Origin of the sequence: Thiorhodovibrio frisius, assembly GCF_033954835.1 — a bacterium.
Taxonomy (GTDB): Bacteria; Pseudomonadota; Gammaproteobacteria; order Chromatiales; family Chromatiaceae; genus Thiorhodovibrio; species Thiorhodovibrio frisius.
On record NZ_CP121471.1, the window covers coordinates 5,066,993 to 5,083,699 of the forward strand.

General features: G+C 58.7%; 9 protein-coding genes. 5 read left to right on the forward strand and 4 right to left on the reverse strand.

Annotated elements, in window-relative coordinates; all coding sequences use genetic code 11:
* Nucleotides 1-55 precede the first annotated feature (55 nt).
* The 3 genes from Thiofri_RS23115 to Thiofri_RS23125 form a co-directional block, all read right to left on the reverse strand.
* A complete protein-coding gene (locus Thiofri_RS23115; RefSeq protein WP_009148883.1) occupies nt 56-1,498 on the reverse strand; it encodes a GTPase/DUF3482 domain-containing protein in 1,443 nt (480 codons plus the stop codon).
* Nucleotides 1,498-3,657: a DUF2868 domain-containing protein gene (locus tag Thiofri_RS23120; protein ID WP_009148886.1), complete on the reverse strand. Its 2,160-nt coding sequence runs from the start codon at nt 3,655-3,657 to the stop codon at nt 1,498-1,500. Before Thiofri_RS23120 ends, Thiofri_RS23115 begins: the two co-directional genes overlap by 1 nt.
* A 109-nt stretch (nt 3,658-3,766) precedes the next feature.
* Complete coding sequence (locus tag Thiofri_RS23125) at nt 3,767-6,502, reverse strand: chemotaxis protein CheW (protein ID WP_009148888.1); 2,736 nt, start codon at nt 6,500-6,502, stop codon at nt 3,767-3,769.
* 581 nt (nt 6,503-7,083) lie between these two features.
* On the opposite strand from Thiofri_RS23125, the gene proV reads away from it, so the two are divergent.
* From proV to Thiofri_RS23150, 5 genes are all read left to right on the forward strand, one after another.
* Nucleotides 7,084-8,274, forward strand: coding sequence for a glycine betaine/L-proline ABC transporter ATP-binding protein ProV (proV, locus tag Thiofri_RS23130; protein WP_040856809.1), 1,191 nt, complete (start codon nt 7,084-7,086; stop codon nt 8,272-8,274).
* A 74-nt stretch (nt 8,275-8,348) separates the two neighbouring features.
* Complete coding sequence (locus Thiofri_RS23135; protein ID WP_009148892.1) at nt 8,349-9,275, forward strand: ABC transporter permease; 927 nt, start codon at nt 8,349-8,351, stop codon at nt 9,273-9,275.
* 236 nt (nt 9,276-9,511) lie between these two features.
* Complete coding sequence (locus tag Thiofri_RS23140; protein ID WP_009148894.1) at nt 9,512-10,375, forward strand: glycine betaine ABC transporter substrate-binding protein; 864 nt, start codon at nt 9,512-9,514, stop codon at nt 10,373-10,375.
* Between the two features lie 160 nt (nt 10,376-10,535).
* A complete protein-coding gene (locus Thiofri_RS23145) occupies nt 10,536-11,552 on the forward strand; it encodes a tetratricopeptide repeat protein (RefSeq protein WP_009148896.1) in 1,017 nt (338 codons plus the stop codon).
* Nucleotides 11,553-11,714: 162 nt separating this feature from the next.
* Nucleotides 11,715-13,349 (forward strand): serine hydrolase domain-containing protein, encoded by a 1,635-nt coding sequence (locus Thiofri_RS23150; protein WP_190275811.1) that lies wholly within the window; start codon nt 11,715-11,717, stop codon nt 13,347-13,349.
* Nucleotides 13,350-13,435: 86 nt separating this feature from the next.
* On the opposite strand, the gene Thiofri_RS23155 is transcribed toward Thiofri_RS23150, so the two are convergent.
* Nucleotides 13,436-16,681 carry a type I polyketide synthase gene (locus tag Thiofri_RS23155; RefSeq protein WP_009148900.1) on the reverse strand — a complete coding sequence of 1,082 codons (3,246 nt, stop codon included), beginning with the start codon at nt 16,679-16,681 and terminating at the stop codon, nt 13,436-13,438.
* Nucleotides 16,682-16,707 lie beyond the last annotated feature (26 nt).

A 16,707-nucleotide genomic window follows, 5' to 3' on the forward strand; every position in this document is an offset into this window, starting at 1 on the left:
AAAACGTTCGTGATGACATCGGCATCGCCCTGGGTGCGCTGGCGGCGGAATCGCCTCAGAGCTCCGCGCGGCTGTCGATCTCGCTTGAGGACAGCCCACGAAGCAGTTCGGCGAGAATCTGGCGGCTATCATCCTCGAACTTGCTGTCTTTGCCCTTGCGGGTGTCAGCAAAGAACTTTGACAGGGTTTTGAGTTGATCGGAAGTGAGTTCTTCGGTGAAGCCGCGTTTTTTCTTCAGTGCTCGCTCGGGAACTCGGTTGTGGGCACTGTCATCGGCAGCCTTGCGCCCGTGTGACCAATTCATGGCGCGCGCGCAGTACAGCAGGATGCGGTCAAGCAGGATGAAGGGAAAGCGCTGACTACTGACGGGACCGAGGGAGAAGCGCTCTACTCCCAAGGTGCGCTGAATGTCGACTTTCGCCAGTGCCGCGCCGCTGAGCGCCCCTAACAAGCTGCCTGCAGTGGCGCCAATCAGCAACCCGGCGCCCAGGCTGCCGCCGGCGAGCGACAGGTCAATGCCAACGCCGGTGGTGGCACCAGCGGCGGCGCCAGCGAGCGCCATCTGCAGCCGATTCAGACCCAGCGCCTTGCCGACTTCGTCCGAGAAGAGGTCTTTCTGCAGCAGGGAGTCGGGCGGCAGGTTCCAGACGTTGTGGCGAAAATGCGCCCGCACCTCGGCCTGGGTGTCGGCCTCGAGCTTGCGCAGCCCGTCCTGAAACGCCTGTTGCAGCCGGGCCTGGATGTCCTGGCGATCCGCCTCTGACTGGAGTTCACTGACGCGCACTACCCGATTCACCCGGTAGGTAAGCGCCTCTTTCAGGAGGCCGATAATGGATGTCACGCTGGCATCGATACGACGCTCCCAGTCGTGACTAAATGCCTCGATGGTGTCCTCAAGCTGCGGCTCCCAGCGCTGGTCGATGCTCTTGAGCGCATTGAGCAGTTTGATCCGCTCGGCATAGGTGGCGCGGTGGGCGTTGAACTCGCGCACTGAGTTAAACGACTTGGCCAGTGCATCCTGCCAGGACGCCATGAATTTCTGATTGTTGCTCAGGTTGTTCAGAATCGCCATGCGCGGGCGCGCGCTCAGGCGCAGCAGTTCCATCTCGGTGCGATCTTTCTCCTTGATGCGCTTGGAGCCATCGACCACCAGAATAATGCCAGCACCCTCGGCCACGGGCTCGAGCAGGGCGACATCGTGGCTATACATGGGATCATGGCGAAAGGCAGCGACAAAGGCACGCGCCAGGTCGCCATCCTGCTCATGCGTCTGGAACCACTCAAGAATATCGCTTGGGTTCTGAAATCCTGGGGTGTCGATAAAAGCGATCACGGGCTTGCCATCAACCACCACCGGATAGTGGTCGGAGGAGGTCGTGGTGCCGGCGCGTTTGTCGATCTTGATGCGGTCGTTCTCGGTCAGAGTAGCAACCACCGAGGATTTACCGGCATTGGGATGCCCCATGATCGCCAGGGTGGGGATATCTTCCCGTGCCATCAGTGGTCCTCCCTGGGTGTGGCCGCAGCACTGTCAGCGGCCTCCGTGGTGGCGGATTTATCCGTGTTGTCAGGCGCGGGGGTGAGCATGGTCAGACGCAGATAGGGGTCGGCGAGTTGCTCGATCTTGCGCTCCCAGTCGCCGAAGTCAAAGGGGGTAACAGGTGGCAGTGGATCATCGCCTTCCGGGTCGCCAATCAGGCTGACGACAATCTGGGCTTGATCTCCAACCGCCGCCCGCACCCGACGCAGGAAACGCAGCCGCTCGGTGATGGGCGGCTGAGAACCGTCATCAAGCAGGGCGACGCGCGGTGGCGGGGCTTCCCACTGGCAGTCTTCGATCAGCGCGATGGCCTGATCCGCCATGGCGGTGCCGCCGCCAAAGGTGGCCGAGGCCCCCACGCGCCAGCCGCAGGCCTGGCGCAGACGCTGCTGTAAGCGAGGATGATCGGCGTCTTCCAGCACATCGGCGACATCAACGTGCAGCAACAGCACACAGGCATCGGGGGCGATGCGGGTTTGGGCTGCCGCCTTTGCCAGCGGGCTGGCAACGGGTGGCGGAGTCGGCTCTGGTGTTGGTTCCGGTTTAGGCTCTGATTTGGGCTCTGATTTGGGCTCTGATTTGGGCCTAAGAGCCGGTGTCGGGGATTGCGTCGGCTCAGACTTGGGTGTCGGCTGAGCTGGCGCTTTCTCCAGGTTGCTCGGCTCTTGCTGTGGCGCTCTTTGCGGGCTTGGCGCCTGCTCGCGAGCGGCTGTCGGCTCGGCAGTCGGGCTACCGGTGGCTGGATCGGCGGTGGTCTTGTGCGCGGTTCTCTCAGCGAGCAGCGGCGGATTGGCAGGCGCTGCGGTCGCGGTCCGCTCCGACTGGCTGGGCTGCTCCGCAGGCTCCGCTTGCGCCGGGGCAGCAGCGGACGTTTCCGCGCCGCGCGGCGCCGCGCGCGCCGTGGTGACCGGCTTCAGCGGCCCGGGGATGGGCATTTCTGGACCACTGCCGGTCTGACCAAGACCGGTGTCCAGATCGGGCGTGACCAGGCGGGTATAGAGCGCCTGGGTACGCTGATGGGTGAAGGGCAGACGGTCGAGCGCGTGCCTCTGAATAAAAGCGGAAAGCCCCAACAGCAGCAGGCGCGGCATCAGCCCATAGGTCATCACGGCGCACACCAGAAACCAGCGCCAGGCGCGCAAATGCTCGGCATTTGACAGGAACAGCGGGTCTTTCAGATGAATGCGGGTGCCGGCCACCTCGGCCAGGGTCGGGTAGCCGACGCCCTCGCCAAAAAGCCAGCTCCAGGGCAGAGCGACCACGCGGGTTAAGTGATAGGTGACCGCCGGGTCGACATTGAGCGCCGAGCCCCAGCCGAAAGCCAGATCGGTGAACCACAGCAGCAGCACAGTGGTGACAATGGCGCCGATATTAAAGGCGATGCCAAAGGCCTGCACCGGCACCAGCATAGGCAGGTAGGAGGCCGGGCCGTAAAGCGAGAAATGCGCTTGCAGCAAACCCTGGCGCGCCTGGGCGCGGTCGCGCACCTCGGGCGGCATCTGTCCCAAGCGATGGCGCTGCACCCAATGGGCAACGCGCGCGAACAGTGGCCGGATGAGCTGTGCAAGCAGCGACACATCACGCAGCGCCTGCTGCATGGACTTGCTGCGCCGCATTAGCCAGCCGCCGAGGGTAAAGCCGGCCAGGCCAAGTTGCAGGATGACCAGCACGAAAACGTACCAGGACACATTCACCGCATGGTCGCCTTCGTACTGCAACAGGGCCGAGGCGATGGTGCCGCCGGTGATCAGGCCCAGCACCATTAGCAGCACAGTGACCAGGCGCTGGCCGCGCGCAAAGGAGGCACCCGGAAGCAGAGCACGCAGAGACGGGTCTTCAGCGCGGCGGCGCTCGGCTAGCCACAGGCGCAGCGCCTGGCGGCGATGCGCCGGAGTATGCTCCGGGCGTTGGATGCGCGGTTTGATGTGGTCCAGGTAGAGCGCCCGATCCCGCTTGGCGAGCGACTGGCGTCCGGCCAGAGTGTCGCTCTTGCTGTGCTCGTCGGCCTCGACATAGTAGTCGAAGTCGAACAGGTCGGGAATCTCCCAGCGTGGTCGGGCGGCCTCGTCACCCGCAGGCGGTTCGACCACCAGTTCGGCATTGCGAGAAAAACTCATGGGTTGTCCGCAGTCAGCACTAAGGGGGTTACCCGCTAAGGATAACAATTTCGCGCTGAACAAAGGGCGCCGATTTGACCCCCGCTCGCGGTGTCGCGGATGAGGGCGGCTAGTGCGCCGGGTCGCGGCCGAGCAGCGCCACCTCCGAGGCGCCACCATTGGCGCGCGTGCGGACCACGCGTTCCTCGAGCCCCTCAACATCCAGAATGGAGAGCATGGTCGCGCGCTCGTTGCCGCTGTCGGGGCGCACCACGGCCTTTGTCAGCACGGACTTACCGGCCAGCTCCGAGCCGTAGCGGGAGATACTGCGGTTGGGAATCTCGGGGCTATCCATGATGCGGTCGATGACGATGCCAAGAATGCCCTCCTCTTCCTTCACTCCGGCACGGGGTTTGACCTTCACCAGCAGGATGCCGTCGCTCTCTGAATGATAGCTGTGGTCACTCAGGCCCAGCAGCTCGCGGATGGAAATGACACCGACAGTCTGTCCGCCAAAAGAAAACACGCCGATGAAGCCCGGATTGGCGCACACCAGTGGGGTGACCTGCTGGTCGTTGATGGAGCAGATGACATCGCAGGACTCGATGCCAAACAGCCGACCGCCGATCAGGAAGGTGGAGATATCAGTCGTGAGTTCGTTACCTGAGGGCAGCGGGTAGATAGGCTGTTCGCTGCGGGCGCGGTCACTGGCGCGACGCCCATCGCTTGGCGCGACTTTGTTATCGGCGACTGTGCCGATCTTCATGAACACCAAAGCAATCACATCATTATGGTAGTGGTCTCCGGGGCTTTTATATTCGCGATAGCCGCGCGACGCGCGGGCGCCGACCACAAAGTAGGCGCCTTGATATTCGACAATATTGGACACGCCAGCCCCCGGCTTCAGGGCGAAGAATGCCGGGTCCAGTTCCAGGCTGTCGCCCGGTGCGAGTTGGCTGTGGGTGGAGGCGATGACGCGCCGGTCAGGCTCGGCAAAAACCGCAAAACAGCCGTCGAGGATGTCCCCGCGCTCGCTCTTTGGCAGAGCATCGCGCAGCATGGCAGAAAATTGGGGCTCAGAATCGAACACAATGCCGATACCGCCGACAATCTGCTGCGGATTGTCGATGGCCGTGACTGAGGCGCCGTAAATATAGGTATGACGGTCGTTGTAAAGCCAGGTGCGCGCAAAGGGCGAGACGCTGTAGACCTGAGAGTCGCGAATGGCCAGGGTTTCCAGCACCCAGGACTCCCCGAGTTTGGTGCCTATGGCCTGGCGAAAATCGGGGTTGGACACCGCCACAATGGTACCGAGCCGGTCGTAGAGGAACAGATTTGTGTAAACCGTATAGAGATTGTTGATGTAGCTCAGAATGCTCTCAAGGGCACCGCGTTGGTCGTCGCCAATGTGATCATCGATTAGATTCTTGCGGAAATAGGAGGTCAACGCCCACCAGCGACAGTCGTTGGCGCGCTCGTAGAGGTTGCGGTCCATGATGTCGATGGCGAGCGAAGCGCGGAACTGCACATCGGCGAGAATGGACGAGACCACGGTCTGGTTGAGATCACCGATAGACTCCTCGAATACTTCTTTGGTGCGCGCACCCGTCTTGCTGATCTCCCCAAGCAAGGTCTTGGAGAAGCTGTTTTCTCCTGACTTAGTATTGGCGATGCGCACATTGCCATTCCATACGGTGACATCCAGCTCTTTCTGGATTTTGTCCGCTTGGCGCGGAATGTTGCGCAGCGCCTCGGAGAACAGATTGGAGCGGCGCATCACGGCATCGAGAATTGTCGCGTCGATCTGATCCGCACCGCCTTCCAGGTTTTTCTCGAAGGCATAGGTCAGTGGCACCATCACATGGCCGAACCAGCCGGGGCCGGCATAGCCTTGATAGCCTTGGGTGGCACAAGTAGTGGCCAGATACTCGCGCCCGCTAAAGCGCGCGATGCAATAGGGGATCTCTGGCTGCGCCTGCATGCGCGCGCCCACCGGGATATGGTGCTCGTCGCTGCTGGCAATGACGCGCCCGTCTGGGTCGAGCAGCATCAGCACCTCCCAATCCTCGGCGGTGATCAGGTGCTGGAACACACCCGCCATCTCGTCCTCGAAGCGAAACATCAGACAGAGCACACCGAGCACCCGTGATTTGGGCGAGTTGTTCTCGGTGATGCGGTAGGCGTAGATCAGGCTGCGCTCGCGGCGCGGGTCGAGGTCGGAGGCGCGATAGACCTCGACATAGTCGCGGCTGGTTTCGATCGCCTCGCGAATCAAGGGATCTTGCGACTGACTGACCGGATTGGCCTCATCAAGCTGGGCAAGCACCTGCCCGCTGGGGCTTAACAGAATAATGTTGTCATAGACGGAGTATTTGGCGACATATTCGCGGAAGCGGGTCTTGATCGCCTCGTAGCTGGCGGATGGATTGGCTGGGGCCTCGAGCCCGATGTCCGCGTCGGACCCGTCCGGTATCGGTGGGTTGGGTTCCACCGCGAGCATCGAGATGAAGTCACGAAAGTCATCGTCCGTCGCCAAAAAGCCAATATCGGCGGTGCGCTCAAATAGATTGCGGATGACGATATCCACCGCCACCTGCGCCTTGGCTTGCATCTCAGCGACGGTTTTCTTGAGATTCTCCGTGCCCAGATGATGCAGCAGCTCCTTGGTCAAATTCTGAAAGCCCTCGCGCGTCTCGGTCATGTCCATGCCGATATTGCTCATCTGCCCGAGCAGTGTGAGCAGATTCCAGCGCTCGGCAAGGGCGTCCAAACTGGTGCTGTACGCCCTAACTTGGGGCATGTGCGGCATCAGGGAATCAAGGCTTGCGCTTTCTGGATGAATCTGCGGCTGAGTCGAAGCGGCCATGAGTTTCAATACTCTTTGTAGGGGAATAAGTGCTTTACGCGCGGACCATTCGAGGCTGGCTAGCGAATTGGAGTAAGACCTTGCTCAGGAAAGCCCAAATGTGATGCAAATCACATTCCATTAGGTACCCGTAAGTGATTTGAAGGGATGTGGCGGCTCGGGTGCATCACGCCCAGTTGCATCGCTCAGGTGATCCCGGCCGGCGGTTGAATCCTCTCGGTGGAGCTGTTAGGGTGAATGGCTTGGTGGCCTGCATGAGCATTGCACTATCAATTAGCAGACGGCACTCGCGCCTTTCTTTGTTGGCGTTAACACAAGTTTAGCCATCCAGATATTATTCTGTGCTCAACGCTGTATCCGGCCAGACCTAGAGTCTGCGACATTCATAGTCCGGTTTGGCAGCGCGGCTTGGCATCCACTGCGCCTAGTCGCGGCCCTGTTTTCGCGCCTGGTTGTAAGCCTGGTTGCGAGAGGGCCACGCGAACTGTTCCGCATCGATTGTTTGGCTCCAATTCATGAATTGCCGCCAGGATCGCCGGCCTGATGCGCGGCTTCGCACGGCTGATAAGCATGATTCCCGCATGACTGACAAGCTCGTCATCGAAGACCTTTACAAAATTTTTGGCCCGGCTCCCGATGAAGCCATTGCGCTGCTCCATCAAGGGCTTGAGAAGGATGAGATTTTCAACCGCACCGGCACCACAGTCGGGGTGCAGCAGGCGAGCTTCAGCATCCGCGAGGGCGAGGTCTTCGTGGTCATGGGGCTGTCGGGCTCGGGTAAGTCCACCCTAGTGCGTATGATCAATCGCCTGATCGAGCCGACCCGTGGTCGCATCCTGCTCGACGGCGTCGACATCACCGCGATGAGCAAGCAAGACCTCATCAATATGCGCCGTCACCAGATGAGCATGGTGTTTCAGTCTTTCGCGCTATTGCCGCACAAGACGGTAGCCGAGAATGCCGCCTTCGGTCTGGATGTCGCCGGCATCCCGGCGTCAGAGCAGCGCGAACAGGCGTTGAAAGCCCTGGCAACGGTGGGCCTTGAGCCCTATGCCGACAGCTATCCCGATGAGCTCTCCGGTGGCATGCGCCAGCGCGTTGGTCTAGCCAGGGCATTGGCTACCGAGGCACCCATCCTACTGATGGACGAGGCATTTTCTGCGCTGGACCCGCTGATTCGCACGGAGATGCAGGATGAACTGGTCAGCTTGCAGGACAAAAAGCCGCATACCATCGTGTTTATCTCCCATGACCTCGACGAAGCGATTCGCATCGGCGATCGCATCGCCATCATGGAGGGCGGCCGGGTGGTGCAGATCGGCACGCCGGAGGAAATCGTCACTCGTCCGGCCAACGACTATGTGCGCTCGTTCTTTTACGGTGTGGATGTCAGCAAGGTGTTCAGTGCCGGCGACATTGCTTCCAATCGGGCGCTGATCGTTTTCGAGCGCACCGGCGTCAATGTGCGCGCCGCACTGGCGCAGCTGCAAGACCACGGCCGCGCGCTGGGAGTGGTGACGGATCGCGAAAATCGTTATCGCGGCATGGTCAGCGTCAACACGCTTGCTGCCGCGGCGAAAGGCGACGGCACCCATTGGGATCAAGCCTTTATCCCGAATGTGGAGCCCGCACCGGCGGAGATGGATCTGTCCGAGGTGCTGTCTCGCGTCGCGACCACCGAGCACCCGATTCCCGTGGTCGATGATCATGGCCAGTATCGCGGCATCATCGACAAAACCATTCTGCTGCAAACCCTCGATAAGACAACCTGATCCCCGAATCTGGGATACCGAAATCTGGCATAACGAAAACTGGAATAGCTGAATCCGGGATGGCTGAATCTGGCATGAATTTCGAAATACCGATTGGCGACTGGGTCGAGGCCGGCGTCGATTGGATTCAGGACAATCTGACCCCGCTGCTTGATGCGATCGCCGATGGTCTGGATTTGATCATCGATGCCTTCGAGAACCTGCTGCTGGTCTTTCCACCGCTGTTGCTTGCGGCGTTGATCGTGCTGCTGGCGACCTGGCGCGTCGGCTGGCGCTTCGGGCTCTTTGCCGTCGGCGCCATGGTGCTGCTGTTTGGAATGGACATTTGGGACGAAACCGTCGTCACCCTCGCCCTGGTGATCGCCTCCAGTCTGGTGGCGCTGGCTATCGGTATTCCGATTGGCATTGCGATGGCGCGCAACGACAAGGTCGAGATGATTGCCCGGCCGATTCTGGATTTGATGCAGACCATGCCGCCGTTCGTTTATCTGATTCCGGCGGCCATTTTCTTTGGTCTCGGCAAGGTGCCGGGCGCCATCGCGACCCTGATCTTTGCCATGCCACCGGCGGTGCGCCTGACCAATCTCGGTATTCGCCAAGTCAGTGTCGAGCATGTCGAAGCGGGCAAGGCCTTTGGCTGCACCAGCTCGCAGTTGCTGTTTAAGGTGCAATTGCCCTTGGCGATGCCCTCAATCATGGCCGGCATCAATCAGACCATCATGCTGGCACTGTCGATGGTCGTCATCGCCTCCATGATCGGCGCCGGCGGGCTGGGCAATACGGTACTGACCGGCATTCAGCGGCTGAACGTCGGTCTGGGGTTCGAAGGCGGGCTTGGTGTGGTGCTGCTGGCCATTTTGCTCGACCGTATTACCCAGAGCTACGGCAGTATTCGCAGCCGCTCCGGCCCCGGGTTGGTGCAGCGGCTGCGCAACTGGGCGGGGCGGCGCCCCGATACTCAAGCTGGCACCCAAGCAGGTACTGGAACTGCTGGCACCTAACGCTCATGGCCCTGGCCAACCCGAAGAATGAATCCACGCGATTCACGGTAAGCAGTCGAATCCTGAGCGCGCGCCGTTCACGGCTGCCAACGGGCCGTCCCACTCGCTGATTTTTTAACCAAACACTTTTCCCACCGGCGTCTCCATGATGGCAGGCGCCGCCTCTTGAGTCGGCCACGCGCAGCTTTTATCTCGCGCTGGCGGACCTTCGATCCCAAAACCGATAAGGAGTCCCTATGATGAAAAACACTCTTAAAGTCGTGCTCGCGCTGGCGCTGACCGCTGGCCTGAGCGCTGGTGCCTTGGCGAAAGACACGATCAAAATTGGCTGGACCGCCTGGTCCGATGCCGAGTTCGTCACCAAACTGGCGGCCAAAATTCTCGAAGACCGCATGGGCTACGATGTCGAGCTGATTCAGACCGACATCGCGCCCCAATACCAGGGAGTCGCCAATGGTGACATCGACGTGATGCTGATGTCCTGGCAGCCTGGCACCCATGCCGACTACGTGGAAAAGGTCTGCAATGACGTGGTGCCGCTCGGCATCCTCTACACCGAGGCCCAACTCGGCTGGGTGGTGCCCAACTACATTCCGGAGGATGAACTGAGCTCGATTGAAGATCTGAAAAAAAACGAGGTCAAAGAAAAGCTCGACGGCACCATCACCGGCATCGACCCAGGTGCTGGCCTGACCCGCTTGTCCAAGCAGGCCATCGAAGACTATGACCTGGACTACGAACTGCAGATCTCCTCAGGCGCCGCCATGACCGCCGCCCTGAAGCGCGCCGTGGATCGCAACGAGTGGATCGTGGTCACTGGCTGGAGCCCACACTGGATGTTCGGCGCCTATGATCTGCGCTACCTCGAAGACCCCAAGGGCGTGCTCGGCAGTTACGAGCGGGTCATGGCAATGGCTCGCAAGGGTTTTTATCAGGACGAAATCGAAGCCGCGAGCTTCCTCTCGCGCATGCAAATTCCACTCGACGACCTACAGGCAAGCATGTACGATGCCCAAGAAAGCTCCTATGAAGAAGCCGTCGATAAGTACATTGAGAACAACGGCAAGCGCGTCGACTACTGGGTGACTGGCGAGATTTGAGCTGGCATCCATCTGTTGGCCCAAGAAACCGCGCTCATCCGTTGGGGTGAGCGCGGTTTTTTTGTGCAGCTGAAGGATCAGAAGACACGCGTTTAAAAGAAAAAAAGACTCTAGAAGCTGTCCCCGTACCGTATCAGCTTTCCATTATTGGTAGTCATCCATGAGCAGCAATTTCGTACCGTCGATCAAGCGTCTGACCCCTTCTCCTGCGACCGAGGCGAGCATCAAACGGGGAAGGAAGCTGTTGGCAGAGAAGCGCTTTGATGAAGCACGCAAAGAGTTTGAGGCTCTCGTTCGGGATGACCAGGCAAATGCTTTCGTGCATTTTGCGCTTGGTCGCATAAAGTCCCGTGATCACCTACTAGATGAAGCACTTGAACACTTCAAGACCGCTATAGAACTAGACCCGACCCATGTGCAACCCTACCTGCGAAGTGGACGGATCTATTTTCAGCAGGGCGAACTCGAAAAAGCACGCGAAGCTTTCTTAAACGTTCTGCGGGTTAATGAGCGCTCCGCTATCGGACATGCCGCTCTAGGCTTCGTTTATCAGCGAAGCGATCAAGCCAACCAGGCGGTTGACGCCTGGTTTCGTGCGTTAAGCTTTAATCCACGAATGGTCGGGCTCCGCAAGCGTCTTGCTTTGATCTTGCAGAAGCTCGGGCGCCAGAGCGACGCCATGGCGCAGGCGAAAGCTGCTTTGCGCATTCGTCCAACGGATCCGGAAGCGCACGCCATCAATGGCCGTCTGCATCTGCTCGCAAAGGAATTCGACCCGGCTCTGCGGGCATATCGAAAGGCAATAGACCTCGACCCCGACGCTAAGAAACTCGGCATTCGCCTCGGACTGGCGGAGGCTTGTATTTGTGCGGGACACTTGGACGAGGCCGAAACCGTGCTGAGTGCAGTGCCCGAGTCCGACCAATTTTCGGCTCTTCTTCACAAGCTCTGGGGAGATATTTATACAGAGAAAGGTCTCCACAAGGAAGCGATGGAGGAATACCGTGGCGCCGTGCTGACGAGCGGGCAAGAGGTCGAAATCGAAGGGCTCGATGATCTGGAATTTCTAGGAGACGAGGTGGATGAATCGCGCTGGGAAAATTTGGCGCGAACAGCCAAGAAAGCGGCATCGGAGGCACTCGAAGGTCGACGTGAGTCGAAAAGTGCCGAGAATTGACGCGCGCAGTCCAAGCTAGTTGAGCTGCGGTGGCAATTAATCTGCACGGCAAGATTCAATTAAGTTGATTTCTGTTCATCTTGGTCCCGGCTGATGCACTCGGTCCAATGGCCGAGGGAAAGCTGTTTTTTTAATATCGCCGGAGTCGTTGAGGGATTAACCGTGAATCATTTCTTGCTGTCAGACATTAGGCGCCGCGATATCTTCGCAGTACTGCTCGTTTTGACTGTCCTGTCCAGCTTGAACGGATGCTGTGCGCTGGATCCGTTGCGTTGCGGTGGAGAGGGAGGCACTGGTCGCGATTCGGGCAATGAAATGGCTCCTATCGTGACGGCCGGTTCTGTTAGCGGCTATGGGCGCGACCCAGCCGGCTCGGTCAGCACGGTGCCGGATTTTTCAGACGAGCCGAATGCTTCTGGCAGAATGGTAAGCAATGGAGGAGCCGCGTCACTTGAAGGCCAGCAGTTTTATGGTCAAAACGCGCAGGCGCAATCCAATGTTGTCCGCAGCCATTATCCAGCGGGCCCCGCGTCCGATTCTGCCATCCGTGATGACAGATCGCGGTCGTCTATCAAATTTCCTAGCGCGGCCAACATGGCGCGAGCTGCGGAACTCTCGCGCGCGAGTGGAGGAGATGCGGTTGTCGTTGTTGCAGCGGACGGCCGGGTACTGTTCGAGAATTTTGGCCAAGCTGCGGGCATTGATCAGCCCCACAGGTTAGCAAGCGGCACCAAGACATTTTGGGGACTTTTGGCTGTCGCGGCAGCACAGGACGGGCTGATCGATCTTGACGAACGGGTTGCCGACACCATCCAAGAATGGCAATCCGACCCGCGGAAATCACGCATTACCGTACGTCAATTGCTGCATTTCACCAGTGGATTGGATCCAGCGACAAAAGAGTTGCAAGGCAACCCCGAGTCCGGAGACAAGTTTGCGTTGGCATTACGCGTGCCAGCGGTCGCAGAACCGGGCACCACCTTTGCCTATGGGCCGAGTCATCTTTTTGTTTTCGGTGCTTGGCTGAAGCGCAAGCTTGCTGCGCAAGGTCGAGATCCCGACCCCCTGGCCTACCTGCATTCGCGCCTGTTGGATCCGATTGGTCTCGAGGTTGGCCATTGGGTAAAAGATGCGGCAGGTAATCCAAGGATGCCATCGGGCGCTCATCTCGCGCCAAGACAGTGGGTTAAGCTCGGTCAATTGATTGCAAATCGGGGGGTATGGCAAGGTCGCACATTGATCGAACCAGCTTATCTCGACCAGATGTTCCGCGGTAGCTCGGCCAATCCTGCTTACGGCCTGACGGTTTGGCTTAACCGGCCCTTCCCTTCGGGCGAAGGCCAATTAGCTGGTATGGCTTGGATTCAAAATCGTTTAGACAACGGTTACATATATCACGCTGGGCCATCGGACCTGATAATGGCCGCCGGACAGGGAGGGCAGCGACTCTTTGTGATTCCATCGCGAAAATTGATCATTCTGCGAACCGGAAACTCAAAGGGAGCAAGTTGGTTGGATCACGACTTTTTGTCAATACTACTCGATGGTCAAGAGAGCACCGGATCCCCGCACACGCCTGGGGGGGAGAATAATACATCCTCGGCCCCGACTTCAGCATTCAGATCCTCGCGCGAGGATCTCAGGCGTGCCTGCAACTCCGATGCCCAGCGTCTTTGTCCGCAGGCGATTGGAGATTGGGGAATGCTCAAAGAATGCTACCGTGCGAGGAGAAATGAGTTTTCCACCGGGTGCCGCGCCGCAGTAAAGGAAATGCGACTTAATCGGACTCAGAGTTAAAATGGAATGTGAGAGGCCTTGAAGCTGGGCCTTTTCCAATTCCATATGATCGTCAAGATGATTAGTGGCAGCAGTCTTACCATCCTCTAGTCTTTTCTAGTGTGATTGGCGAGGTCTGGGCTGTTCCTTTCCTTGTTAAGTTTGAAATCTGGATGATGTCTGAGTGCATCGATGATGCGTTCTTGGCCAGTTAGAAATTGCTGCATCAATTTGAAGTGTTGTCTAAGAGCGACATCAGAGGCTGACACTTGATCGTCCGGCTGAGATGCTTGACTGAAGCAGGCAGGGGTGGGGGTTTCTGGCGGATTCTTTTGATTTTTTTGGCAGTCAATATCCGTCCGCCAGGCTCGAATATTCTGGGCAAGTTGCTCGTCAACGGAAAGTTGCGGTAACTCGCTGCGGAGCTGAATCGAGGACGTACCTGAGTCGGTTCCTTGAGCGCCCGTTTTCATCCGGTCGGCATAGAGTGGGTCCAGTGCTAGAGGGAGCCCTTCTACAAAAAGTTGGCCCAGCATTCGCTGCAGTTGCCCAAGTGCCGCAGACCCGCGGGTATTTGTCGAGACGGCAATATGATCGCGGTCTTTCAGTATATTGTCGACGAAAGCGGTCAGGGAATTTGAGGCGCCGACTTCAACAAACAGCCGCACACCGTCTCGATAGAGTGCCTCAATCGTCTCGCGAAAACGCACGGGCTTGGTCCATTGTTCGGCGGCGGTGTCCAGAATCGCCTGATCATCGGCGGGATAAGGGGCTGCCGTGCTACAGCTATAGATCGAGATGTCACCCTGACCGACGGCGACATGTTTTGCGTAAAATTCGCGGATGGCTGCTGCACCCTCAGCGAATAGTGGGGTGTGATAGGGGCGGTCGAAAGGGAGCTTGGCAATGATCCCGCCGAGGTCAGCGATGCGGGCGTATACAGTTTCGTAATTCCCGCCAGTAACCCCATCAGTAACCCCGTCAGCAACAAAGACGAGCGCTTGATTGGCACAGTTATCTGCGACTAGGTAGACGCTGTCGTGAAACTCATCGAGTATTTCAGTGAGCGCTTCCTGACTAAGGGCTCCAACGGACAATAGGTGTCCTGTCTGGAGTAATCCCGTGCTTTCCATTTGTTGATGGAGTTGATTCATCGCGCGGAGTTCGTCGCGAAACTGCTCTGCCGACAGAATTTGGGATCGGCCACTAGCGATCAGAGCAATGTGCTCACCGGCACTGTGACCTATCATTACATCGCAAGTCAAGCCAAGGTCGCGAAGCAGTTCGTACATGGCGTGACTGGCCATAGAAACGCTTTCCGGAGCCAGGTCGCCAGCGTAAAGCCTGTCGAGAGCCCAGTCGGAATCGGCCTTATTCAAGGTGGTCGGCGGGGGAAATACAAAGTTACTCGGCGGCGGCTCGCGGGGGTAGACGTGATCGAGAAAATCAAACCACCGTCGAATTGACGGAATATGAACGGCGAGATCGGCCAGCATATTGGGGTATTGCGCACCCTCGCTCGTAAACATGAATGCCACACGACCCATGGGTTGCTCACGCTCGGCGTAATAAATACCTTGGCGCGAACTGAGGTTAGCTTTTTTTAGTCCAGGCAACTTGTTTTGAAGTTGCTCGAGCTTGGCGCGGAGATCAGATGTGTCTGAGGCGATGACTGCCGCGCGTGCTGGGCCTTCGCCGATGTTGTCCCAGCACTCTTTTGCAAGCGCGGGTAGGTCCGGCTGCGAAGATCTTTTTAGGCGGTCTAGCATGGCATCGATTTGTACCAGGACGCCGTCGCGGGATTGGGCCGCGAGCAAAACCAGCTCGCTCGGCCAGCGTCCGCTGCCAGCCCGTGTGACTGGGCCTGCCGCCCGCATCGCCTCAGTGCGCTGCTGATCTCGCAGCAGCCACCGTCCAAGACCAGGAGGGGGCAAAGGGGTTGGCGGGCGGTCTTCCTCCAGGATGGCGTGCGAGTTAATGCCGCCGAAACCGAAGGCGTTAATGCCGGCGCGCCTTGGGAGCGAGCCGCCATGGACCCAGGGGCGGGTCTCGGTATTAATGTAAAACGGCGTTTGGCTTAGGCCGAGTTCGGGATTGATTTCTTCACACAGCGTGGGAGGAAGGATTTTTTCATGCAACGCCATCGAGATCTTTATCAGGCTCGCCATGCCGGCAGCTGGAATGCAGTGCCCGATCATGGACTTGACGGACCCCAGCGCGCAGGAGGGCAAACGGCCTCGGCGCGAGCCGAAAACCTGCCTCAAGGCCGCAATTTCTGTTCGGTCTCCCAATGGGATACCCGTACCATGAGCCTCGATCAGGCCAATGGACTCAAATGAGACTCCGGTCTGTTGATAAGCGCGCCGGATTGCCATGACTTCTCCCTCGAGACGCGGCGCTAATAATCCCATCGCTTTGCCGTCGCTCGCGACTCCGACGCCTTTGACGATGGCATAAATTCGATCATCGTCGCGAACGGCGTCCGCGAGACGCTTTATTACTGCGAACCCCGCTCCTTCACCAAGGAGCGTGCCATTCGCGCGCGCGTCGAATGGGCGGATATCGGTTTCAGCCAGGGCGCCAAGCAGCTGAAAAAGCATGTAGATTTGCGCCGGCATCGATGCCTGGACACCACCAACCAACACCATGTCACAGCGGCCTGAACGCAGGTCTTGGATGCCGAGATCGAGTGCAATCAGGCTTGATGAACAGGCCGAGTCGACCAGGTAGCTAGGCCCCATCAAGTCCAGCCGGTTTGAAATGCGCCCGCTGATGACATTGGAAACCAAGGTTGGCGCATGCTCTACCTCAAGGTTCGGCAGGCTGCGTTTGAGCTCGGAACGGAGATAGTCAATCCGATCAGCATCCAATTCAGGCATGATCTTCTCGATAATGCTCAGTGTCTGATCGAGAATCATCCCGTATTGCGTACCGAGGATGTCGCCACGATTGGGACTGGAGCCGTGGCCGACAATGACGCCCGTGCGTTCGCGGTTGAAGGGGCGCTGGTAATAGTCCGCATCACGCAACGCATCGCCGGCAAGCTGAAGCGCCATGAAGTGTGCCGGGTCGCCTTCGATTGAATTTGGTGGGATTCCGAATTCGAGTGGATTGAATGTGGCGAGATCCCCGATCAGACCGACCTTTCGGGTTCTAATTCGGGCTGCATCCAAACCGGTTTGTGCGCTACTAGGGTCGTACCAAGGCCTGGACCATTCTTCAGGGGCGTCGGCAATAAGATCGCGCTTGGCTAAGATGTTGTTCCAGAATGCGCGGGTATTGGCGCTGCCTGGGAAAATTCCGGACAGGCCGATGATAGCAATATCAGGGGCTTTCGTTGGGCCTGTACTCATAACGCCGTCTTTCCAGTGCGCTTCTC

Coding starts and splice junctions, on each gene's coding strand:
- Thiofri_RS23155 (WP_009148900.1), bottom strand. CDS start 16,681: ATGAGTACAGGCCCAACGAAAGCCCCTGATATTGCTATCATCGGCCTG.
- proV (WP_040856809.1), top strand. CDS start 7,084: ATGACTGACAAGCTCGTCATCGAAGACCTTTACAAAATTTTTGGCCCG.
- Thiofri_RS23120 (WP_009148886.1), bottom strand. CDS start 3,657: ATGAGTTTTTCTCGCAATGCCGAACTGGTGGTCGAACCGCCTGCGGGT.
- Thiofri_RS23145 (WP_009148896.1), top strand. CDS start 10,536: ATGAGCAGCAATTTCGTACCGTCGATCAAGCGTCTGACCCCTTCTCCT.
- Thiofri_RS23140 (WP_009148894.1), top strand. CDS start 9,512: ATGATGAAAAACACTCTTAAAGTCGTGCTCGCGCTGGCGCTGACCGCT.
- Thiofri_RS23125 (WP_009148888.1), bottom strand. CDS start 6,502: ATGGCCGCTTCGACTCAGCCGCAGATTCATCCAGAAAGCGCAAGCCTT.
- Thiofri_RS23135 (WP_009148892.1), top strand. CDS start 8,349: ATGAATTTCGAAATACCGATTGGCGACTGGGTCGAGGCCGGCGTCGAT.
- Thiofri_RS23115 (WP_009148883.1), bottom strand. CDS start 1,498: ATGGCACGGGAAGATATCCCCACCCTGGCGATCATGGGGCATCCCAAT.